The following is a 21,842-nucleotide window of genomic DNA, read 5'->3' on the forward strand; positions in this document are numbered from 1 at the left end:
CCCGACCGGAGGGCACGTCGACGGTGGTGTCCGGAGATGCCGGCGCGGGGCCGTCGACGGTGGTGTCCGCGGTGGATGGTGCCGGACCACCCGTGGCGGTCATCGCGGCACCCCTGCGACGTCGAGGAAGGCCCGCAGCCGGGCGGCGGCCAGGTCGGGGTCGGGCAGCAGCCGGGCGTCGTCGGCGAGCCGGGCCAGCTCGGCCAGGTGGACGACGCCCCGGGCGCTCTGCAGGCCGCCGACCATGGTGAAGCCGGGCTGGTGGCCGCAGAGCCAGGCCAGGAAGGCGACGCCGGTCTTGTAGTACCAGGTCGGGGCGGCGAACATGTGCCGGGCCAGCGGCAGCGTCGGTGCGAAGGCCGCGTCGTAGCTCGCCAGGTCGCCCCGGCCGAGGGCCTGCAGGGCCGCCGACGCGGCTGGCGCGATCGCGGCGAAGACGCCGAGCAGGGCGTCGCTGTGGTGCGTGCCGTCGCCCCGGATCAGCTCCGGGTAGTTGAAGTCGTCGCCGGTGTAGAGGCGCACCCCGGCCGGCAGGGCGGACCGCAGCGTCCGCTCGTGCTCCGCGTCGAGCAGCGACACCTTCACCCCGTCGACCTTGCCCGCGTGCCGCCCGATCACGTCGAGGAACGCGGCGGTGGCCGCCGGGACCTCCGCCGAGCCCCAGTAGCCGTGCAGCGCCGGGTCGAACATCGGCCCCAGCCAGTGCAGGATCACCGGGCGGGAGACCTGACCGAGGAGTCGCTCGTACACCTTGGCGTAGTCCTCCGGGCCACGGGCCAGCCGGGCCAGTTGCCGACTGGCCATCAGGATGACCTGCGCGCCACTGGCCTCGACGATCTCGATCTGCTCCTCGTAGGCGGCGGTGACGTCGTCCAGGGAGGTGAGGTCCGCCGGCGCGTGGTCGGTGCCGGCGCCGGCGGCGATCCGGCCGCCCACCTCGCGGGCGGCGGCGGCGCTGCGGTCGATGAGCTGGCGGGTGGCCGCCCAGTCCAACCCCATGCCGCGCTGGGCGGTGTCCATCGCCTCCGCCACCCCGAGCCCGTAGGACCAGAGGTGCCGGCGGAACGCCAGAGTGGACTCCCAGTCCACCACCGCCGGCGCGCCGGGCACGTTGTCGCCCAGCGGGTCAGCCACCACGTGCGCGGCGGCGAACGCGATCCGGGCGGTGAGCGGCTCGGCCGGCCGCTGCCAGCGGGCCGGATCGGCGAGGCGGCGCTGCTCCCACGACCCGTCGGCGCGCGGCAGCCGCACGGTCGCGCTCACGCCGGCACCCTGCGTCGGTCGGTGCCGGCGTGCGGCCCGGGCGCACGGTGCCCGGGGACTGGTCCGCTGCGCTCGCTCATGCGGTCAGCTCCGGCAGCTCGATGCGGCGGCCCTCCCGGGAGGAGCGCAGCCCGGCGTCGGCGAGCTGCACTCCGCGGGCGCCGGAGAGCAGGTCGTAGGGGTTCGGCGCGTCCTCGACCACGTGCCGGACGAACTGCTCCCACTGGGCCTTGAAGCCGTTGTCGAGCACGGCGTTGTCCGGCACCTCCTGCCACTGGTCGCGGAACACCTGGGTCTCCACCAGGTCCGGGTTCCACACCGGCTTCGGGGTCACCGCCCGTGGCTGGACCCGGCAGCGGTGCAGCCCGGCGACCGCGCTGCCGTCGGTGCCGTCGACCTGGAACTCCACCAGCTCGTCCCGGTTGACCCGGACCGCCCAGGACGAGTTGACCTGGGCGACGACGCCGCCGTCGAGCTCGAAGATGGCGTACGCGGCGTCGTCGGCGGTCGCGTCGTAGCGCTGGCCCTGCTCGTCCCAGCGCTCAGGGATGTGCGTCACGACCCGGGCGGTGACCGCCCGTACTGCGCCGAACAGGTTTTCCAGCACGTAGCTCCAGTGCGGGAACATGTCCAGCGCGATGCCGCCGCCGTCCTGCGCCCGGTAGTTCCAGCTGGGCCGCTGCGCCGGCTGCCAGTCGCCCTCGAAGACCCAGTAGCCGAACTCGCCGCGCACCGACAGGATCCGGCCGAAGAAGCCGCCGTCGACGAGCCGCTTGAGCTTCATCAGCCCGGGCAGGTAGAGCTTGTCGTGCACCACGCCGTTCTTCACCCCGGCCCGCCGGGCGTGCCGGGCCAGCTCGAGCGCCCCGGTGAGCGACTCGGCGGTGGGCTTCTCGGTGTAGACGTGCCGGCCGGCGTCCATCGCCTTGATCAGCGACTTCTCCCGGACCTGGGTCAGCTGGGAGTCGAAGTAGACCGGGTAGTCGGCGTCGGCCAGCGCGGAGTCCAGGTCGGTCGTCCAGCGGGGCAGCGCGTGCCGCTCGGCGATCTCGCGCAGCTTGGTCTCGTTGCGGCCGACCAGCAGCGGTTCGAGTTGCACCCGGGTGCCGTCGGAGAGCGGCACGCCGCCCTGCTCCCGGATGGCGAGGACGGACCGCAGCAGGTGCTGCCGGTAGCCCATCCGGCCGGTCACCCCGTTCATCACCACTCCGAGTTTGCGACCGGCCATCGACGAACCTCCTTGGAAAGCGCTTACCGAGACGGTATGGCAGAGCCCGGCACCCGTGCAAGCCCCCGCCGCACCGGTGGGTCGACGGCGGGAACGGGCGCTCGGCCACGCGGATCCGGGCCACCGGCCGGACGACGGGTTTGACGAGGTGATCGACCGCTTCCTACGCTGGCGGTAAGCGATTTCCGCCCGCGGTCGAGTTCGGGAAGGAACGGTTTCGTGACCGGTTCCGTCACGCTGCACGACGTGGCGCGCCGCGCCGGCGTGTCGCTGGCCACCGCCTCCCGCGCCCTCAACGGCAGCGCGAACCGGGTGGTCGGCGAGAAGCTGCGCGAGCGGGTGCTGCAGGCCGCGGCCGAGCTGCGCTACTCCCCCAACGCCCACGCCCAGGCGATGGCCCGCGGCCGGACCAACATCGTCGGCCTGTCGCTGCACGACATCGCCGACCCCTACTTCTCCGCGGTGGCCGCGGGGGTGATGCGGGAGGCCGAGGCGCACGGGCTGCTGGTCACCATGGCCAGCACCGAGCGCCGGCCCCGGGCGGAGTCCGACTACGTGGGCGCGTTCCGCCGGCACTGGGCCAGCGTCGTCATCGTGGTGGGCAGTCGCACCGACGACCGGGCCGCCACCGATCGGCTCGCCGACGAGCTCGCCGCGTTCGAGGCCGAAGGGGGGCGGGCGGTGGCGGTCAGCCAGCCGCGCCTCCCGGTGGACACCATCTCGATCGACAACCACGCCGGCGCGCGCGACCTCGGGCAGGCGCTGCACGATCTCGGGCACCGCCGGTTCGCGGTGCTCTCCGGTCCGGGCGACCTGGTCACCGCCACCGAGCGGGTGACCGGTTTCCGGGAGGCGCTGGCCCGCCGGGGCGCCCGGCTCGCCCCGGAGCACGTGGTGCCCGGGCCGTTCACCCGGGACGGCGGCTACCAGGCCATGCAGCAACTGCTCGACCTCTCGCCCGACGTCAGCTGCGTGTTCGCCGTCAACGACGTGATGGCGGTGGGCGCGATGGCCGCGCTGCGTGATCGGGGGCTCGATCTTCCCGCCGCGATGGCGATCGCCGGTTTCGACGACATCGCCACCCTGCGCGACGTCAATCCGGGGCTGACCACCGTGCGGATCCCGCTGGAGGAGATCGGGGCGTTGGCCGTCCGGCTGGCGCTGGAGGACGACGTCGAGTGGCCCCGGCTGCGCCGGATCGGCGGCGAGGTGGTGCTGCGGGCCAGCACTCCCCGGATACCGGCCTGACCCGGCGGCGCCGACCCGCGAGCCGAGCGAGCGGGGAGCGGCGGCCACGTTGCCGCCGCTCCCCTGCCCGTCCGGCCGGACCGGCGGCCGGTCAGGCCGCCGGGGTGCCGCGTACGGTGAGGTCACGCATCCGCCCGATGTTGTCGAACGAGCCGAAGCCCACCCGACCCGAGCCGAACGTGGTGTCCTTCGCGGTCATCAGTGGGTCCTTCGCCCCGTCGATGTAGACAGCGATCTCTCCCGTCGCCGGCAGGTGCTTGACCCGCACGGTGTGCCAGTCCGCGTCCACGATGGCCGGCGCGGCGCCGCGGGAGCGACCGTTCCACTGGTAGTCGATCCGCTCCCGGTCGGCGTTGTTGACCTTGAAGATGCCGTTGTGCGGCAGGATCGTGTTGTCCGTCGAGACGTGCGCGTAGTAGAACTCCGTGTCGGACTTGTAGCCGAACACGATGATCACGTCTCGGTTCGTCACCTCGACCGGGGTGTCCAGGCGCACCTCGGCGGTGACGTCCACCGCGGCGAACTCCGGGCCGGCGGTGAGTACCGCGTACTCGAACGGGCGACGCGGACCGGGCCGGGCCACGCCGGCCTCGGCCAGGATCACCTGCTTGCCGGTGAACTGCCACTTCGACGGGGTCACCGGCGCCCAGTTGCTGGGGCGCATGGTGTCCCGAACCTTGGTGTTGCCCACCTGGCCGCTCGCGAACTCCCGGGTACCGGTCACCTTCCAGATCTTTCCGTTCGCCTTGGCCAGCAGGTAGAGCTCGCCCTGCGCGTCGGTGCCGAACCGCAGGTCGACCCGGTTGGGGTCACTGGGCGCGGGCGCGCCAGGGCCGGAGAGGTCCTGCATCCGCACCGAATTGCCGGCGGCGTCGAAGAGAGCCAGCCGGTGGATCGGCGCCAGCCCCTCCCCGCGGCGCATCTGCTTGGCCTCGGTGTAGAGCACCCGGCCGTCGACCAGGTCACCGAAGACGTACTTGCCGCGCAGCGCCGGCACGTCCCGGCCGCGGTAGACGAACCCGCCGGCCACCGCGACCCCGACGTCCGAGGTGCAGTTCCAGCCCGGGGCCGGATCGTGGTCGTACGCCGCCACCGGGTAGGTGTAGCCGTACTGCTCGTCGTCCTCGGGCAGCGGGAAGAGCTTGTCGCACGGACGCGTCGAGGTCTTGTCGAAGACGAAGGCGCCCTCGCGCTCGCTCCAGCCGAAGTTGTCGCCCGCCCGCACCTCGTAGATCGCCTCGATGGCGTGCTCGCCGATGTGGCCGAGGTAGAGCGCGCCGGTCTGCCGGTCCCAGCTGAACCGGTGCGGATCCCGGAAGCCGAAGGCGTAGATCTCGCCGAGCGCGCCGGGCCGGCCGACGAACGGGTTCGACGGTGGGACGCCGTAGCGGCCGCTCGCGGCGTTGGTGCCGAGCGGGTCGATCCGCAGCAGCTTGCCGTGCGGCAGGGCGAGGTTCTGCGGGTCGGTGTTGCGTACGCCGAGCCCGCCGTCGCCGGCGGCGATGTAGAGCATCCCGTAGTCGAGGTCGCGCTTCTTGGCCGTCGGGTTGAAGTTGATCTCCTGGATGCCGTGCACCTGGCCGCCGAAGCCGATGCGCAGCACCTCCCGCCGGGTGCCGGCGAAGGTGTCGGCCGCGGGGTCGCTCGCCGTCCACTCGGTGATGATGCCGTGGAAGATGGTGCCGCTCTGCGACCAGTCCGGCACCTCGGTCGCCAGCGCCGCCTGCTCGGTGTGCACGGTGTAGAACTTGCCGCTGCGCTTGAAGTCCGGGTGGAAGGCCACGTAGCCGAAGCCCTGGCCGAGCCCGCGACCGGAGAAGAACTTCGGCGCGAAGGTCGCCGCCACGTCGAGGTAGACGTGCGGCACCCCGTTCTTCACGACGTAGAGCTGGCCGTTCAGATCGGGCACGGCCCGGCGGCCGGAGCCGTCGGGGATCTCCATGATGGTGTTGATCCGGGCCTGCCGCATCAGCCGCGGGTCGGTCGGCGCGGGCGTCGGCTCGGACTTCGGGAAGGAGGTGTACTCCTCGAGGACGAGCCCGAGGCGGCTCTGGATCTGCGCCTCGGGGATCGGATCGTAGATCGGGTCGGCCGCCTGGGCGGGCGTCGCGGCCAGCAGCGACAGGGTGAGCGCGGCGGCCGCGAGCACGGCGGTGGTCACCGGTCTGCGCGCGCGACGAGTGGAGATGCGCAAGGGTCACTCCATTCTCGGGACGGGGATGGCGGGACGGGCGGCGGGGCGGTCAGTGCCCCCGGGTCATGTGCCGGTACTGCTTCTCGACGTCACGCGCCGAGACCACCTGGTCGAGGAACATCAGCGAGTCCATCCGGCAGTCGCACGGGTTCTGCTCGCGGGTGTCCTGCGGATAGCTGCCGCCGATCTTGATGCCACGCGGATCGGAGGCGGTGGTGACGTGCGGGCCCGGGCCGCTCACCAGCCACGGGTCGTCGGTACGGGTGTAGAAGCCGGCGAGCGGCCGGCCGTTGCGGTAGAGCGCCATCGAGCCGGTGGCGAAGTCGAAGGTGGCGGCGAGGTGCACCCACTCGCCCGCCGGCAGCAGGGTACGCCAGTCCCCGTCCGCCGCGAACGTCTGCGAGTTGCCGCCGTCGAGACGCCGGCCGAGCGCGACGAGCCGGAGCTCACCGTTGACGTCGATGAGTTCGAGCAGCGCCCGGACGCCGTGCCCGTCGGAGTCGCCGGTCAGCACGCCGGCGAGCCCGATCGCGTTGAACAGGTCGTCGGGGTCGGCGGTGTTGGAGTTGGGGCGCGGGCTGGTCATCTCCACCTTGAACCAGCCCATCACGGTGGTGCCGGCGACGGCGTTGAACGGACGCATGGTCCGCACGCCGCCGGCGGAGTAGATGCCGGCCTTCCAGTCGTCGTTGCCGGCGACGCTCGGCTCGACCTGCCGGGTCTGCAGCGCCCGGCCGGCGCCCCGGTAGGCGCGGTCCGCGACCCGCATCTGCGCGCCGCCGTTGACCAGTTCGATCTCGGTGCCGGACCGGCCCTGGTCGCGCTCGAGCGCCGGGTCGCCGGGGACCGGGTGGTCGAAGTCGTAGAAGGCGACCAGGTTCTCTCGTAGGGACGGGTGGACGTCGCGCGGGCCGGGGGCGCCGGCCAGCGCGGGTGGCGCCGCGGCTCCCGCCAGCACACCGGCCGCCACGAGTGCGGCGGTGGCGGCGACCGCGCGTCCTGCTCTCGACATCGCGTACACCTCTCTGTGCCACGAACTTCGTCGGTCCACCGCCCGGGCAAGCGTCTTCCGGAGCGGCCGGACCTCCCTATGTCGGTGCTGCGGTGGTGCCGTTTCGGGTTCAGCGCTTGGGCGCGACCGGTGGCTCGGCGGGTCGTCCGCCGAGATAGAGCTCGCCGAGCTGCGGGTCGGCCAACAGCTCGGACGCCGGGCCGGAGATGTGCACCCGGCCGAGATCGAGCACGCAGCCGAGGTCGGCGGTCTCCAGCGCCCGCCGCGCGTTCTGCTCGACGAGCAGCACGGCGGTGCCGGCGTCGCGCATCCGGACCACCTGCTCGAAGACCGTGGCGGTCGCCTTGGGGTCGAGGCCCATGGACGGCTCGTCCAGCAGGACCACCTTGGGATCCACCATCAGCGAGCGGGCGAACTCCACCTGCTTCTGCTGCCCGCCGGAGAGCAGCCCGGCGAGGCTGCCCCAGCGCTCGGCCACCACCGGGAAGAGTTCCTTGACGAACTCGACGCGCTCGGCGATGAACGCCTTGTCCTTGAGCGTGTAGCCGCCGAGAAGCACGTTCTCGGCCACCGTCATCTCGCGGAACACGCTGTGCCCCTGCAGGACGTGGGCGACCCCGGCGGCGAGCATCCGCTGCGGGCCCTGGCCGGTCACCTCCCGGCCGCCGACCAGGATCCGCCCCTCGCGCGGCGGAAGCAGCCCGCTGGCGACCTTGAGCACGGTGGACTTGCCGGCGCCGTTCGGGCCGACCAGACAGACGATGGTGCCGGCCGGCACCGCGACGGAGAGACCGCGCAGCACCGGCGCGGCGCGCCCGTAGCCGGCCTGGATGTCGATGAGTTCGATCTCAGACGCCAAGGTAGGCCCCCAGCACGCGTTCGTCGGAGCGGATGACTGACGGTGGCCCCTCGGCTATCGGCCGTCCCCGGTCGAAGACCACGATGTGGTCGCTGATGCTCATCACCAGGTCCATGTTGTGCTCGACGATCACGAAGGTCCGGCCCTCGGCGTTGAGTTCGCGCACCAGGCCACCGATCCGGTCGAGCAACGCCGGGTTGACCCCGCCGGCCGGCTCGTCCAACAACACCGTCTCCGGATCGCTCATCAGCACACCGGCCAGCTCCAGCAGCTTCTGCTGCCCCCAGGACATGTTCCGCGCCTCGACGTCGGCGAGGTGCTCGATGCCCAGCCGGGTCAGCCAGCCGCGGGCCCGGTCGACCTCGGCCCGACCGTGCGCGCCACGCAACTGACCGAGCAGGCCCGCCGGGCGCACCGCGGCGAGCACGTTGTCCAGCGCGGACATCCGCGGAAAGACCCGACAGAGCTGGAAGGTACGACCGACGCCGGCGTGCGCGATGGCGTGCGGCGACGCGCGGGTGATGTCGCGCCCCCGGTAGGTCGTCCGGCCGCCGTCCGGCCGGATCATGCCGGTGACGCAGTTGAAGAACGTGGTCTTGCCCGAGCCGTTGGGCCCGATGAGCGCGTTCACCTTGCCCGAGTGGAAGGCCACGCTGGCGCCGTCGAGCGCGACCACGCCCCCGAACGCCTTGGTCAGGCCCTCCGTGCGCAGTGTCTGCCCGTCACTCATGACCGCTCCTTCGCCGACCGGGTGCCCGAGCCGCCGTTGCCCGCCCCGGCCAGCTCGGGTGACCCGGCCTCGGGATCGGCGCGCTCCCGCTGCTCGCGCAGCTCGGCGGCGGTCACCTCGCGGATCGAGTGCTGGGCCGGGCGGAACCGGTCCCGCAGGGCCGCGACCGCGGGCAGCACGCCGTCTGGCATGAAGAGCACCACCAGGGCGAGCAGCAGGCCGGTCGCCACCAGGTGCAGCGGGGTGTTGCCGTACTCGACCTTGAAGTACTCCAGCGCGACGCCGACGACCAGGGCGCCGAGCAGCGGCCCGAAGAGGTTGCGCACCCCGCCGAGCAGCGCCATGAGCACCATGTAGGAGCCGGTCAGGATGGAGAACTGGAAGACCGGGTCGAGGTCGCCGAACCAGAGCGCGTAGAGGCCGCCGGCGCAGCCGGTGAACCCGGCGGACACCACGAAGACCACCAGCTTGTAGGTGAAGGTCGGGGTTCCCAGCGCCTCAGCCTTGTCCTCGTCCTCCCGGATCGCCTTCAGCCCGAGGCCGAAGCGCGAGCGGTCGATCAGCCACCACGCCAGCAGCGCGAGCGCCAGCAGCCCGACGAAGAGGAAGTAGAAGACCCGGTGGTGCTCGGGGCGCAGCAGATCCGGGAACGGCCGCGGCACGACCAGCCCGCGGGATCCGCCGGTGAACGACGCCCAGCTCTGGAAGATCAGTAGCAGGACCAGCACCAGGGCGATGGAGACGATCACGAAGGAGGCGCCGCGGACCCGCAGCGCCGCGTACCCGATCGGCACGGCCAACGCCGCGACCGCGAGGGCCGCGAGCGCGAGGGCCAGGAAGCTCGGCAGGCCGGCCTTCGTGACGAGCAACCCGGTGCCGTACGCGCCGAGCCCGGCCAGCGCGCCGTGCCCGAGCGAGATGTAACCGGTGAACCCGCCGACGAAGTTCCACGAGGTCGACAGGACCGCGTAGTTCACCACGACGATGCCCGCCGAGAGGATGTAGGGGTTCGGGGCGAGCGACGGGAAGGAGAGGGCCACCGCGACGAGCGCCACGAGCAGGACGCCGCGGACGACCCGACCGGTGGTGAGCACCGACCGGCGTACGCCGAGCGGTCCACCGGCCGGCGACGCCGGCGGCGATCCGGCCGGTGGCGGTACGGCGGCCGGTGGCGGTGTCGCCGTGCTGGGGTCAGAAGCGCTGGGCAAGCCGACCTCCGAAGAATCCCTGCGGGCGGAACGCCAGCGTGGCGAAGAGCGCGAGATAGAAGATGGTCTGCGCCCAGGTGGTGTTCAGCGGGATCTGCAACAGGCTCTGCATCAACCCGAGCACCATGGCGGCGGCGGCCGCGCCCGGCACGCTGCCCAACCCACCGACGACGATGATCGCCATCAGCGGCCCGATCCAGTGCCAGTGCAGCGAGGGGTAGATGGTGGTGTCCAGCGCCAGCGCGGTGCCGCCGACGGCCGCGCTGGCCAGGCCGATGCCGAAACCGAAGCCGGCGACCCGGTCGGTGTCGATGCCGACCAGCCGGGCCGCGTCGCGGTGCTGGATGGTCGCCCGCAGGGCCCAGCCGAAGGTGGTCCGCTTCAGCAGCAGGTAGAGCGTCAGCAGCGCGACGGCGGCGAGGCCGAACGCGATCAGCTTGACCACCGCGATCCGCGCGCCGAACAGCTCGATGTTCGCCGAGCCGTAGCCGAGCTGGATGCGCCGCTGGGTGCCGGTGAAGGCGTAGCCGAGCAGGCCCTCGATCGTCACCGCGATGGCGAAGGTGAGCAGCACCGACATCATGGTCAGCGTCGCCGGGCGCAGCCGGGACAGCAGCAGCCGTTGCAGCAGCACCCCGAAGCCGAAGAAGAGCGGAACGGTGACGACCAGCGACAGCAGCGGGTCGACGCCGAGCCGGGTGTGCGACCACCAGGCGAGGTACGCGGCAAGGATGAGGAACGCCGAGTGGGCGATCATCACCACCCGCATGATGCCGAAGTAGAGCGTCAGACCCGAGGCCAGCAGGGCGTAGAGCCCGCCCAGGAGCACGCCCAGGACGACGCTCTGGAAGATCAGCGCGCCAGAGGACATCGGTGCCTACCAGGCCGGCTTGGGGTAGACGATGTCCGCCTCCTTGGCGTCGGCGGGGAGCACGATCTGGATCTCCCCCTTGACCCACTGCTGGATCATGTGCGCGCCCTGCGGCTTGCCGGTGGCGTCCCAGGTGAGCGGGCCGACCACGGTCTCCACCTTGTTGCCCCGGACCCAGTCGATCAGCTTCTGCTGGCACTCGCCCTGCTCCGCGCAGCCCACCGCGGTGATCGCCGCCGCGACGACCTGGCCGGTGGTGTAGGCGTTCGCCTCGTCCTCCTCCGGCGGGGAGCCGAACTGGGCGGTGTACTTCTGCACGAACTCGACGTTGCTCGGGTAGGGCGCCTTCTGGGTGTAGCCGGTGGGCGAGAGGATGCCCTCGGTCTTGTTGCCGATGGCGGCGGCGAACTCGGGGCTGGTCGGCGCCGTGGAGAAGGCGGCCAGCTTCGGCTGGTAGGCCAGCTGTTGGAGGGCGACGATCAGGTTGACGCCGTCCTGGTACTGGGAGCCGCCGACCACGATGTCCGCCCGGGACGAGGCGATCTTCGCGGCGATACCGCTGAAGTCGGTGGTGTTCGGCGGGTAGACCTCGTTGACCACGGTGCGCACGCCGGCCTGCTCCAGCTTCTCCTTCAGGCCGTACGCGGTGCCCTGGGCGAACGGGTCGTCCATCGCGGCGTAGGCGGCCGTGGTGGGCCGCTGGCCGGCCGGCAGCGCCAGGATGTACTCCGCGAGGTGGTTGTAGTGGTCGTTCGCCACCGCGGGGGCGGCGTAGAACAGGTTCTTGAAGCCCTGCTCGAAGACCTCCTTCGCCGCGCCCGCCGGCTCGACGAACAACATGCCGTACTCCTCGGCGACCCGGGCGGCCGGCACGACGAGGCGGGTCGAGAAGGGACCGACGACGACGTCGACCTGGTCCTGGCCGATCAGCTGCTCGTAGTCGGAGACGACGCGATCGGCGTTGGACTGGTCATCGAGGATCTTCAGCTGGACCTTGCGGCCCAACAGGCCGCCGTTGTCGTTGACGATCTTCTCCCAGGCCTGGTAGCCGCGCTGCACACCCTTACCGGGCTCGGAGAAGTCGCCGGTCAACGGCAGCGAGATGCCGACCACGATCGGGTCGTCGCCGGAGGACGAGCCCCCGTCGTCTCCCCCACTGCAACCGGAGAGCGCGAGGGCCATCGTCGCGCCGAATGCCGTTGCCCATCTCATCTTTGTCAACCGGGTGGACATCCTCGGACGCTCCTTTGCACCGGGCTGGAAGCGCTTACGAAAGCGCTTTCGTACTCTAGGCTGTGTGCTACGTCACTGGCAATACTCGCCAGCATCCATGTTTCAGGAGAGTTACCGATGCCCAAGCCTGGCTCGAGGTTGCGCCTCGTCGACGTCGCCGAACGGGCCGGAGTGTCGCTGGCGACCGCCTCGCGCGCCCTGGCCGGCCGCGACGGCGTCAGCGAGGAGGTGGCCGACCGGGTCCGCCGGGTCTCCCAGGAGCTGGGCTACGTGGCCAACCCCTACGCCCGCACCCTGGCCGGCGGGGCGAGCTCCACAGTGGGGCTGGTGGTGCACCAGGTGGACGACCCCTACTTCTCCGAGATCGCCGGCGGGGTCATCCAGGTCGCCGCCGACCAGGGGCTGCTCGTGCAGATCTGCCACTCCGGGCGTGACCCCGGCTTCGAGCTGCGCCAGATCCGGCACCTCATCGCGCAGCGGGTCGGCATCATCCTCGTCGCCGGCTCCGGCTACACCGATCCCCGGGTCGAGGCCGAGACCAAGGCGGAGCTGTCGGCCTACCAGAACCTCGGCGGGCGGGTCGCCGTCATCGGGCGGCACTCCCTCGGCGCCGACGCCGTGCTGCCCGAGAACGAGGCCGGTGGGCGGGCGCTCGGGGAGCACCTGCTCGCGCTGGGGCACCGCCGGATCGCCGTCGCGGCCGGCACGGCCGGGCTCACCACGGTCACCGACCGCCTGGCCGGGGTCGCGTCGGCGTTGCAGTGCCACGGTCTGGACCTCGCCGACCTCCCGGTCGTGCACACCGACTTCACTCGCGAGGGGGGCCGGGTCGCCGCCGAGCAGATCCTCTGCGACCACCCGGAGACGACCGCCATCATCGCCCTCAACGACGCGATGGCGATGGGTGTGCTGGCGGTCCTGCGCGCGCACCGCATCTCCGTGCCGGAGCGGATGTCGGTGGTCGGCTTCGACGACGTGTCGGTCGCCGCCGACCTGGCGCCCAGCCTCACCACCATCCGGCTGCCGATGACCGACATGGGGCGGATGGCGCTCGCGCTCGCGCTGAAGCCCCGGTCCACCCGGCCGCGCCGCCGCTCCACCGGCCACACCCTCGTGGTGCGCGACTCCACCGGCCCCGCGCCCGCCTGAACGCGCGCGGGGCCGACCACGTGGCTCAGAAGCCGGGGAAGACCCCGCGCAGCTCGTCCAGGCTGACCGCGCCGGTCACCCGCACACTGTCCGGCGTGTACTGCGGCCCGAGCCGCCCGACCGTGAGGCGCAACCACGCCTCGGCCGGCGCCGTCAGCTCGCCGTCCGGCTGCTGCGGCACCTCGGTCAGCTCCAGTCGCTCGCCCAGCCGCAGACCGTACGACCGCTCCGGGTCCTGCAGTCGCACCGCCAGCACGGCCTGCCGGCCGGCGAGCACGTCCGGCCGGCCGGTCCAGGCGAGCATCGCGCCCACCTGCTCGAGCAGCAACGGCACGGCGTCGGCCGCGACCGTGGCAGCCGGGTCGAAGCCGACCTCCACGTCCCAGCGGTGCAGGGCGAACTCGCTGAGCCGCATCCGGCCCGCGGTGGCGACGTCCACCGGCTCGGGCAGGAAGCCGAGGTCGATGCGCAGGTCGGCCCGGGCGCTCTGGTCCAGCGCCTCGTACGCCGCGACAAGCCGCTCGTTGGCCTCGAGGAAACCGGCGGCGTGCTCCTCGGGCGGCATCGCGTCCCACCGCGCCCACACGCCGGGGTTGAAGTCACCCCCCGGCGCCGGGTCACCGGCCTGCGCGGCCCGTAGCGCCGCCAGGTTGATCTCCGCTCCGCTGCCGAGGTGGCTGAGCACCTGCGACACCTGCCAATCGCTGGCGCCGGAGGGCCGGAGCAGGTCGTCCGGGCCGAGCTTCCGGACGAGGGCGGCGAGCGCCTCGTGCCCGGATCGCAGGGCGGCTATCGTCTGGTCCGCGATCGAGGACATGATTCTCCTGTCGGCCGGTCGGCGCCGGCACGCTCCCCATGCGAGAGCCGACTGGTGAACGGCGCCGGCACCCATCATGCCCCCACCGGGGCGGTCGGCACGCCGACTCCGGGCACGGCGTGGCGGGCCGGCACCGGGCCGGGACGACGGGCTCGATCGGGGCGGCGGTAGCGTTGCGCGACACCACGGCCCGCGGGGGGCAGGGCGCTCGGGATCGTACGGAGGATGGCGCATGTCCAACGGCGAAGAGCCGTTCACGGTACGCGAGGACGGCAGCTCGCGACCCAGCTTCGAACTGACCCTGCGGGGCTACGACAAACGGCAGGTCGACCGGTACATCGAGCAGCTCGGCGGCCAGCTCACGGCGTTGACCACCGAGCGGGACCGGATGACCGGCCACGCCCGGGAACTGACCGGGCAGCTCCAGCAGCTGCACGGCGAGCTGACCGAGCTGCGTCAGCGCCCCAGCCGGCCGGACCGGGCGACGTTCCGCGATCTCGGCCCGATGGTCGACGAGATCCTCGCGTTGGCCGAGAAGCAGGCGGCGGTGATCACCGAGACCGCCGCGCAGCTCGCCGGCGATCTGCACGCGGAGGCGGAGCAGACGGTGCTCGAAACCCGGGAGCGGACCGCCCGGGCGCTGCGCGATCTGGAGGACGAGCTGTCCTCGCGGCGCGCCGAGCAGCAGCAGGAGCAGGAGGAGCGCCGCGCCGCGGCCGAGGCCGAACTCGCCGAGATCCGCGAGGCGGCGGAGAAGCTGCGGGCTGACGGCGAGGCCGCCCACGACCGCGCCCGCCAGGAGGCGAAGCGGATCAGCGAACAGAGCGCCCAGCAGATCGAGCAGGCGCGGGCGGCCTCCGAGGCGCTGACCCGGGCCGCGCGCACCCAGATCCAGCAGGAGCTGCAGGCGGCCCGGAGCAAGAGCCAGCAGGAGCTGGCCCAGTGGCAGGCCAACATCGAGCGGGACATCACCGAACGGCGGACCGCCGCCGAGCAGGACCTTGCCGAGCAGCGGGCGGCCGCCGAACGGGAGATCGCCGGCCAGCGCAACGCGGCGGAGCAGACGATCGGCTCGCTCATCGCCGAGGCGCAGCAGTACGCCACCGAGGTGCGCCAGCGCGCGGACGAGCAGAACACGGCCCAACAGGAACAGCTCACCGTCCTGCAGCAGGAGATCGCGGCCCGGCAGCAGGCGGTGACCCAGCTGCAGGCCGAGCTGGCGACCGCCCGGCAGCAGCTCGCCGAGTCGCGTCACGAGCAGGGCGAGGCGGATCGCGAGCTGGACCAGGTGCAGCAGCGCCTCGACGAGGTCCGCCGGGAACTCGGCGCCGAGGTCGAGCGCCTCAACGCGGCGCGTCGGGCGGGCGACTCGGCCGAGCGGCACGCCAAGGACGTCCGCGCCCGGGTCCAGCGGGAGGCCAAGCGGGTCGCCGACCTCGCGGCGGCCGCGGTGATGGCCGCCGCCGCAGGCGGCGGGGCAACCGCCGAGTACCCGATGGTGGCCGCCCGACCGGCTGCGGAGCGACCGACCGGCGACGCGGAGGCCGGCGAGTCGCGGGCCGATGCCGTGGCGACCGACGAACGGTCGCTCGACGTCGCGGAAGGCGGCGAGGCGCAGGCGGACGTCGCGGCGGCCGACGAACGGCCGGCCGACGTCACGGAGGTCGGCGAGCGGCGGGCCGACGACGCGCGGGCCGAGGCGCGGCACGCCGACGACGCAAGGGCCGAGGAGCGGCACGCCGACGCGACGGCCGAGGCGCGGCGAGCGGACAGCGGCGAGCCGTGGCCCGACGAGGCGGACGCCAGCGGTCAGTCGGCGGCCGAGGCGGAGACCGGCGCCCGACGCGGCGAGGAGATCGGCACCGCTGAGCGGCGGGTCGACATGTTCGGGTCGGGCGGCCGGCACAGCGACGAGGGCGGAACCGCCGGACGGCAGGTCGACATGTTCGGCAACGGCGGACGACGGACCGATCCGGTGGCCGCCGAGCAGATCTAGCCGGTGCGCCCGCGTCGCCGGCCGGAGTCGGCGGCGCGGCGCGCACCGCGCGAGTCAGCTCAGGACCTGGTGCCGAAGAGCGAGGCGTAGCCGGACGGCAGCTGGGTGATCACGTCGTTGAGCTCGCCGTAGGTGATCGCGTCCGCCACCGTGGAGAGCACCGCGCCGGCGTCCCACTCCGCCGTGCGGGTGGTCGCTCCGACACCTGCGGCGATGCGCTGGAGGAACTCCTGCACCGTCAGTCGCAGGGTCGGCTGACTCTGGTCCTCGAGGATCTCGGCCACGCCCTGCGGCAGCTGCGAGGCGAGGTCGTGCGCCTCGTCGGGGGTCAGCCGCGCGGCGAGCACCCCGAGCACGGTACGGATGACCTGCTCGGCCTCGGCCGCGCTGCCGTACTCACCGCGCTGTCGTACCGCAGCGACGAACTCCTGGTACTGCACGCTGGTGTCCCTTCCGCAGACCCGTCACCACCTGCGAGTCTGGCACGTCGGGGCCGGCCGGAACGCGGTAATCGCCGCCCCGGCCGGCCCGGACACCCGGGCGGCGCGGCTAGCCGGGCAGGTGCTGGCCACGGGTCGAGACGAACTGGTAGGACATCACCGCGAACGCCGGATCCCGCAGCAACTTGCGGAACGCGTCCAGCTGGCCCGCGGAGAACCCCGCGGCCAGCAGCTCCGACTCCAGTTGCCGCGAGTTCGTCTCGTACAGCGACGCCCCGCTCGATCCGCCGGCCCAGCTCTCCGCGTGGGTGACGGTGTCGACGTCGGTCAGCCCGGCCAGGGTCATCTCGGCGTGCACGTCCTGGGCCCAGGCCAGGTCGGCGCCGTGTCCCTGCAGGATGCCCAGCATCGCGTCGGTGACCTGGCCGAAGAGCTTCGCCGCGTCGTCGTTCGGGGCGGTCAGCACCCGCAGCGGCGCCGTGCAGTCGAACTCCTCGACCACCAGCCATCCACAGGGCGCCAGCGCGCCGGCCAGCGCCCGCAGGATGTGCCGACGTTCGGGCAGGTGCAGCAGCACCAGCCGGGCGTGGATCAGATCGAAGCCGTCCCCCGGCGGCGGTTCGGTGCGCACGTCGTGCCGACGGACGTCGAGGTTGGCCGAGGCGAACAAGCGCGAGGTGTCGATGTCGGTGGCCAGCACCCGGCCGTCGGCGCCGACCGCCCAGGACATGCCGCGGGCCACCGAACCTCCGCCGGCGCCGACCTCCCAGCAGCGGGCGGACGGGGTGAGCACCGGCGGCGCGAGCCGGCGCATGGTGATCGGATCCAGGAACGCCTCCAGCGCGCGCAACTGGGGCACCGCCTCCGCGGCGGCGTTGTCGAATGCGTAGTCGCTGTCGATGGTCTCGGTCGGCATCGTGTTCACCCTTCCGAACGTGGTCGTGGGTCCTGCGGGGTGTTGGCCCAGAGCCCGGGCACCGGTCGGGGCTCCGGGGGCGTGGCGACGGCGGCGATGCTGAGCATCGCCGCCAGGGTGCCCGGGTCGGCGCGCGCCTCGGCGGCCGGGCGGTCGTAGACGAGCCGGCCGTACTCCAGCACCGCGACCCGGTCGGCGACCTCGATGGCGTGCTGGAGCTGCTGCTCGACCAGAAGCACGGTCAGCCCGGTGCCGGCCAGGCCGCCGACGAGTTCCCGGACCCGGGCGGCGAGATCCGGCGCCAGCCCCTCGCACGGCTCGTCGAGCAGCAGCACCCGCGGTTGGCCGAGCAGCGCCCGGGCGATCGCCAGCATCTGCTGCTCACCGCCGGAGAGCTGGTCGCCGCGGTGGCGCAGCCGCACCGCCAGCCGGGGCAGCAGCTCCAGGATCCGGGCCACCGTCCAGCCCTCGCCGCCCGGGGTCGCGGCCCGCCACGGCGCGGCGGCCAGGACGAGGTGTTCGGCGACGGTCAGCCGGGAGAACACCCGCCGGCCCTGCGGGACCAGCCCGACGCCGGAGCGGGCGATCCGGTGCGGCTGGCGGCCGGCCACCTGCACGCCGCCGATCTCGATGAGACCCCGGGACGGGCGGACCAGCCCGGCGATCGTGTGCACCAGGGTGCTCTTACCCGCTCCGTTGCGGCCGACCACCGCCAGGATGCTGCCGGGCGCCACCCGCAGGCTCACCTCGTGCAGCACGGTCCCACCGTGGTAGCCGGCGCAGAGCCCGTCCACCCGCAGCATCAGGCCACCCCCTCGGCGTAGGCCCGCCGCACCAGCTCCGAGCCGCGGATCTCGTCCGGCGAACCGGCGGCGAGGGTGCGACCGTCGCGCAGCACGGTGACCGTGTCGCAGAGCGCGTAGACCAGATCGAGCCGGTGCTCGACCAGCAGGACGGCGACCGCGCGGGGCAGCTCACGGAGGAAGTCGACCAGCCGGCCGACCTCGGTGGCGGAGAGCCCGGCGGCCGGCTCGTCGAGCAGCAGCAGGCGGGGCCGGCCGGCCAGCGCCATGGCGATCTCCAGCTGCCGCCGCTGGCCGTGCGCGAGCTCGCCGGCGGGCCGCCCGGCCAGGTCGGTCAGGCCCACCCGGTCGAGCAGCGTTTCCGCGGTACGGCGGGCGGCACGCCGGGCCGCGCCGGGCCGCCACCGACCGGGGCGCAGTGCCTGCGGCAGCGCGGCGACCTGCACGTTCTCGGTCACACTCAGCGTCGACCAGACGGCGGGGCGCTGGTGGATCCGGCCGATGCCGCGGCGTGCCCGCACGGCCGGTCCGCGCCGGGTGACCTCCCGGCCGGCGAGCCAGACCTGACCGCCGCCCGGCCGGGTCGCTCCGGCGATCACGTTGAGCAGGGTCGTCTTGCCGGCGCCGTTGGGGCCGATCAGCGCGTGCCGCTGGCCGTGGTCGATCCGCAGGTCGACGCCGTCGAGCGCGGCCAGCGAGCCGTACCGCACGGTGATCGCCCGGGCGGCGAGCAGCGGCGTCATGTCCGCACCTCCGTCCGTGCGGCGGGATCGGGGCCCGTCCGCAGCGCCGGGTCGGGCCCGGGGCGACCGGGTTGCGGGCGGCCGCGCAGCCGTGGCCGTCGCCGCCCGTCGCCGGGCAGCAGGTAGACGGTGGCGACGAAGAGCGCGCCCAGCACCAGGGGCGCCTGGCCCGGAAGGATGCCGAACAGCCAGTCCCGCGACGCGATGACGAGCGTCGCGCCGACGAGCGCGCCGCCGACCGAGGCGGTGCCGCCGATCACCACCCCGAGCAGCAGCAGGGCGGAGGTGTCGAAGCTGAAGTCGGCCGGCGAGATGTACTGCTGGGCGACCACGAGCAGCGAGCCGGCGGCACCGGCGATCGCGCCGGCGGCGATGTGCACACCGGCGACCTGCCCGGCGACCCGGTGGCCGCTGGCCCGCAGCCGGGCCTCGTCGTCGCGGCCGGCCCGCAGCACCAGGCCGACCCGGGTGCGCAGCACCAGCAGCACAGCGCCGACCACGACCGCGACGACGACCAGGGTGTACACGTAGCGGGCCCGGTCGCCGGCGAGGACCGGCAGCCCCCAGAACGGACGGACCGGCGCGATGCCGGCGAGCCCGTCCGTGCCCCCGGTGACCGACCGCCACCGGCCGAGCACGGTGACGACGAGTTCGCCGATCGCCAGAGTGATCATCAGGACGACCACGCCGCGCGCCGACACCACGAGCGGAACGGTCAGCGCGGCCAGTGCCGCGCCGGCCGCCGCGGCGACGGCGAGCTGCACGACCCCGACGTCGGAGACGCTCCCGCCGACCACCGCGCAGGCGTACGCGCCGGCCGCGTACGGTGCGGTCTGCCCCAGGGTGGGCATGCCGGCGACCCCGGTGAGCAGGGCCACGCTCACCCCGACCAGGCCGAGCGCCAGCGTGCGGGCGAGGATCGCCGCGGTGTAGTCGTCCACCGTCCACGGCGCCACGACGAGCCCGGCCAGCACGACGGCCGCGACGACGCCGCGCAGCGGACGGATCAGCTCGTCCCTCACGTCGACCTCCGTGCGGCGGCCAGGCCGCGCGCGCGTACCGCGAGCACCGCGGCCATGGCGGCGAAGAGCAGGAAGGGCGCGGCCGACGGGGCGAGCGCGACCCCCAGGGTCTGGATCTCCCCGACCACGAGCGCGGCGAGCAGGGTGCCGGTCAGCGACCCGAGCCCGCCGAGCACCACGACCACGAGGGAGAGCAGCAGCACCGTGTCGGCGGTGTCCGGCCCGGGGCCGATGATCGGCGCGCCGAGCACCCCGGCGGCGCCGGCCAGCGCCCCGGCCGCGGCGAGCACGCCGATCCGGATCCGGGTCGGGCTCACCCCGAGACACGCCACCATCTCCGGGTCGTCGACGGCGGCGCGGACCAGCATGCCGGCCCGGGTGCGGCGCACGGTCAGGTAGAGCAGGCCGGCGAGCAGCCCGGCGACGACGATGAACACCAGCCGGTACGCCGCGTAGCGGTGGCCCGCGACCGCCACCGACCCGTCGAGCGCGGCGGGGACGTTGACCGGTCGGTCGTCCGGCCCGAACGCCGAGACGAGCAGGCTGCCGCCGGCCAGCGCCACCCCGAAGGTGAGCAACGCCTGGGTCAGGTGGTTGCCCGCGGCGGCCCGGGTGAGCAACCCGGCGAGCGCCACCCCGGCGGCGCTGGCGGCGGCCACCCCGACACCCAACGCCAGCGCCAGGCTCGGCCAGCCGCCGTCCAGCACGGCCGCGGCCGTGTAACCGCCGATCGCGTAGAGCGTGCCGTGCGCGAGGTTGAGGATGCCGGCGACGCCGAAGCAGAAGACCAGCCCGGACGCGGCGACGAAGACCAGCAGGCCGTAGGCGACCCCGTCCAGCGCCGGGATGAGGTACGGGTCGATCCGGTACGCGCCGGCCGCGACCGCGCTCATTGGCCGACGGTCGCGAGATCACCGACGACGGTGTTGGAGAGCGCCCGGCCGTCCTGGCGTACCTGGCGCAGGTACCACTTCTGCACCGGGGAGTGCGTGCTGGTGGAGAACTGCCAGGTGCCGCGCGGACTCGAGATCTGGCCGAGCTGGCCGATGGCCTGGTTGATGCTCTCCGGGGTGGGGTTGTCCCCGGCGGCGCCAATCGCCCGGTCGAGCACCGCCGCGGCGTCGTACGAGGCCATGGCGTAGGTCGTCGGCGAGCCGTCGTGCTTGGCCTTCCAGGCGGCGACGAAGGCCCGGTTCTCGGCGTTGTCGAGGTCGGGCGAGTAGTTGAGCACCGAGTAGATGTCCCGGGCGGCCTCGCCCTGCGCGTCGAGCACCCCGCCCTCGGTCAGGAAGCCGGCCGCGTAGAGCGGGAGGTCCTTGATCTCCGACTGGGCGTACTGCTTGACGAAGTCGACCGCCGCGCTGCCGGCGTAGAAGGTGAAGACGGCCTTCGCGCCGGAGGCCTTGATCCGGGCGAAGTACGGGGTGAAGTTGGTGGTCGCCGGGAACGGGGTGAAGGTGGTCTTGCCGTCCGGGTTGGCCAGCGTGCCGCCGGCCTTGGCGAAGGCCTCGGTGAAGCCGCGCAGCTCGTCCCAGCCGCCCTGGTAGTCCGGGCCGATCGCGTACACCGAGCCCTTCACGTTGTCCCGTACGTGCTGGGCGATGGCCGCGCCCGGCTCGTCGGAGAGGTAGGAGGTGTGCCAGATCCGGGAGACCTCCTTGAGCTCCGGGCGACCGTTCGACCCGACGAGCGGCACCTTGGTCTCGTTGAGCAGCGGGTAGACCGCGGCGACCGAGCCGCCACCGACGATGCCGGTGAGCGCGACCACCCGGTCCTGTTTGAGCAGCTTGGTCGCGGCGGGCACCGCGGTCGGCGCGCCGTTGCCCTCGTCGGCGACGACGAGGTCGACCGTGCGCCCGCCGAGCTTGCCGTCGTGGGTGGACAGGTAGAGCTCGAAGCCGTCCCGGATCTCGGTGCCGACCGCCTGGTAGGTGCCGGAGAGCGACGCGAGCAGGCCGATCTTGATCGACCCGGTTTCGCTCGCGCCCGACCCGTCCTGGTTGCAGGCGGTCGCGGCGAACAGGACGAGGGCGAGCAGCCCGGCGGTGCGGGCGCGGCTGCGCCGAGGGGTGGTCACAGACATGTCTTCTCTCTCCAGAGGGGATGGCAG

19 protein-coding genes and 1 pseudogene are annotated in these 21,842 nt (G+C 73.2%); 3 read left to right on the top strand and 17 right to left on the bottom strand.

All coding sequences use genetic code 11. From position 1 onward, the window contains the following. Nucleotides 1-99: 99 nt before the first annotated feature. The gene (locus tag ACIBBA_RS15690) at nucleotides 100-1,263 is read right to left on the bottom strand and encodes a dihydrodipicolinate synthase family protein (RefSeq protein ID WP_396697694.1); all 1,164 of its coding nucleotides are present in this window, start codon (nucleotides 1,261-1,263) and stop codon (nucleotides 100-102) included. Nucleotides 1,264-1,339: 76 nt separating this feature from the next. Continuing rightward, the gene (locus ACIBBA_RS15695) at nucleotides 1,340-2,491 is read right to left on the bottom strand and encodes a Gfo/Idh/MocA family protein (RefSeq protein ID WP_396697696.1); all 1,152 of its coding nucleotides are present in this window, start codon (nucleotides 2,489-2,491) and stop codon (nucleotides 1,340-1,342) included. A gap of 219 nt (nucleotides 2,492-2,710) precedes the next feature. Between ACIBBA_RS15695 and ACIBBA_RS15700 the strand changes: the two genes are divergently transcribed. Further along, a complete protein-coding gene (locus ACIBBA_RS15700; RefSeq protein WP_396697698.1) occupies nucleotides 2,711-3,739 on the top strand; it encodes a LacI family DNA-binding transcriptional regulator in 1,029 nt (342 codons plus the stop codon). 91 nt (nucleotides 3,740-3,830) lie between these two features. On the opposite strand, the gene ACIBBA_RS15705 is transcribed toward ACIBBA_RS15700, so the two are convergent. From ACIBBA_RS15705 to ACIBBA_RS15735, 7 genes are all read right to left on the bottom strand, one after another. Beyond that, nucleotides 3,831-5,933 (bottom strand): PQQ-dependent sugar dehydrogenase, encoded by a 2,103-nt coding sequence (locus ACIBBA_RS15705; protein WP_396697700.1) that lies wholly within the window; start codon nucleotides 5,931-5,933, stop codon nucleotides 3,831-3,833. Nucleotides 5,934-5,982: 49 nt separating this feature from the next. Continuing rightward, on the bottom strand, nucleotides 5,983-6,945 hold the full coding sequence (locus ACIBBA_RS15710; RefSeq protein ID WP_396697702.1) for a LamG-like jellyroll fold domain-containing protein: 963 nt from the start codon (nucleotides 6,943-6,945) through the stop codon (nucleotides 5,983-5,985). 109 nt (nucleotides 6,946-7,054) lie between these two features. Next, nucleotides 7,055-7,804 carry an ABC transporter ATP-binding protein gene (locus ACIBBA_RS15715; protein WP_350870276.1) on the bottom strand — a complete coding sequence of 250 codons (750 nt, stop codon included), beginning with the start codon at nucleotides 7,802-7,804 and terminating at the stop codon, nucleotides 7,055-7,057. Then, nucleotides 7,794-8,534, bottom strand: a complete 741-nt coding sequence (locus ACIBBA_RS15720) for an ABC transporter ATP-binding protein (protein WP_396697705.1) — start codon at nucleotides 8,532-8,534, stop codon at nucleotides 7,794-7,796. Before ACIBBA_RS15720 ends, ACIBBA_RS15715 begins: the two co-directional genes overlap by 11 nt. Then, entirely contained in the window at nucleotides 8,531-9,742 is a 1,212-nt protein-coding gene (locus ACIBBA_RS15725) for a branched-chain amino acid ABC transporter permease (RefSeq protein WP_396697707.1), read from the bottom strand. Before ACIBBA_RS15725 ends, ACIBBA_RS15720 begins: the two co-directional genes overlap by 4 nt. After that, nucleotides 9,726-10,613, bottom strand: a complete 888-nt coding sequence (locus ACIBBA_RS15730) for a branched-chain amino acid ABC transporter permease (protein WP_350870282.1) — start codon at nucleotides 10,611-10,613, stop codon at nucleotides 9,726-9,728. Before ACIBBA_RS15730 ends, ACIBBA_RS15725 begins: the two co-directional genes overlap by 17 nt. A 6-nt stretch (nucleotides 10,614-10,619) precedes the next feature. Further along, a complete protein-coding gene (locus ACIBBA_RS15735) occupies nucleotides 10,620-11,825 on the bottom strand; it encodes an amino acid ABC transporter substrate-binding protein (protein WP_396697709.1) in 1,206 nt (401 codons plus the stop codon). Nucleotides 11,826-11,963: 138 nt separating this feature from the next. On the opposite strand from ACIBBA_RS15735, the gene ACIBBA_RS15740 reads away from it, so the two are divergent. After that, nucleotides 11,964-12,995, top strand: a complete 1,032-nt coding sequence (locus ACIBBA_RS15740; RefSeq protein WP_396697711.1) for a LacI family DNA-binding transcriptional regulator — start codon at nucleotides 11,964-11,966, stop codon at nucleotides 12,993-12,995. 25 nt (nucleotides 12,996-13,020) lie between these two features. Here ACIBBA_RS15740 and ACIBBA_RS15745 read toward each other — a convergent pair whose 3' ends face one another. Beyond that, a complete protein-coding gene (locus ACIBBA_RS15745) occupies nucleotides 13,021-13,812 on the bottom strand; it encodes a maleylpyruvate isomerase family mycothiol-dependent enzyme (protein ID WP_396697713.1) in 792 nt (263 codons plus the stop codon). A 232-nt stretch (nucleotides 13,813-14,044) separates the two neighbouring features. On the opposite strand from ACIBBA_RS15745, the pseudogene ACIBBA_RS15750 reads away from it, so the two are divergent. After that, nucleotides 14,045-15,454: pseudogene (locus ACIBBA_RS15750) on the top strand (hypothetical protein); the annotation flags it as partial. A 413-nt stretch (nucleotides 15,455-15,867) separates the two neighbouring features. Here ACIBBA_RS15750 and ACIBBA_RS15755 read toward each other — a convergent pair. From ACIBBA_RS15755 to ACIBBA_RS15785, 7 genes are all read right to left on the bottom strand, one after another. Further along, a complete protein-coding gene (locus tag ACIBBA_RS15755) occupies nucleotides 15,868-16,248 on the bottom strand; it encodes a DUF2267 domain-containing protein (protein WP_396697715.1) in 381 nt (126 codons plus the stop codon). A gap of 109 nt (nucleotides 16,249-16,357) precedes the next feature. Then, complete coding sequence (locus tag ACIBBA_RS15760) at nucleotides 16,358-17,164, bottom strand: methyltransferase domain-containing protein (protein ID WP_350870294.1); 807 nt, start codon at nucleotides 17,162-17,164, stop codon at nucleotides 16,358-16,360. A gap of 5 nt (nucleotides 17,165-17,169) precedes the next feature. Then, the gene (locus ACIBBA_RS15765; RefSeq protein ID WP_396697718.1) at nucleotides 17,170-17,967 is read right to left on the bottom strand and encodes an ABC transporter ATP-binding protein; all 798 of its coding nucleotides are present in this window, start codon (nucleotides 17,965-17,967) and stop codon (nucleotides 17,170-17,172) included. Beyond that, complete coding sequence (locus ACIBBA_RS15770) at nucleotides 17,967-18,710, bottom strand: ABC transporter ATP-binding protein (protein ID WP_396697720.1); 744 nt, start codon at nucleotides 18,708-18,710, stop codon at nucleotides 17,967-17,969. Before ACIBBA_RS15770 ends, ACIBBA_RS15765 begins: the two co-directional genes overlap by 1 nt. Continuing rightward, nucleotides 18,707-19,732 (bottom strand): branched-chain amino acid ABC transporter permease, encoded by a 1,026-nt coding sequence (locus ACIBBA_RS15775; RefSeq protein ID WP_396697722.1) that lies wholly within the window; start codon nucleotides 19,730-19,732, stop codon nucleotides 18,707-18,709. Before ACIBBA_RS15775 ends, ACIBBA_RS15770 begins: the two co-directional genes overlap by 4 nt. Then, a complete protein-coding gene (locus ACIBBA_RS15780) occupies nucleotides 19,729-20,625 on the bottom strand; it encodes a branched-chain amino acid ABC transporter permease (RefSeq protein WP_350870301.1) in 897 nt (298 codons plus the stop codon). Before ACIBBA_RS15780 ends, ACIBBA_RS15775 begins: the two co-directional genes overlap by 4 nt. Then, nucleotides 20,622-21,815: an ABC transporter substrate-binding protein gene (locus ACIBBA_RS15785; RefSeq protein WP_396697724.1), complete on the bottom strand. Its 1,194-nt coding sequence runs from the start codon at nucleotides 21,813-21,815 to the stop codon at nucleotides 20,622-20,624. The genes ACIBBA_RS15780 and ACIBBA_RS15785 overlap by 4 nt, the downstream gene beginning before the upstream one ends. Between the last annotated feature and the right edge of the window lie 27 nt (nucleotides 21,816-21,842).

The organism is Micromonospora sp. NPDC051006, assembly GCF_044456245.1.
GTDB lineage: Bacteria > Actinomycetota > Actinomycetes > Mycobacteriales > Micromonosporaceae > Micromonospora.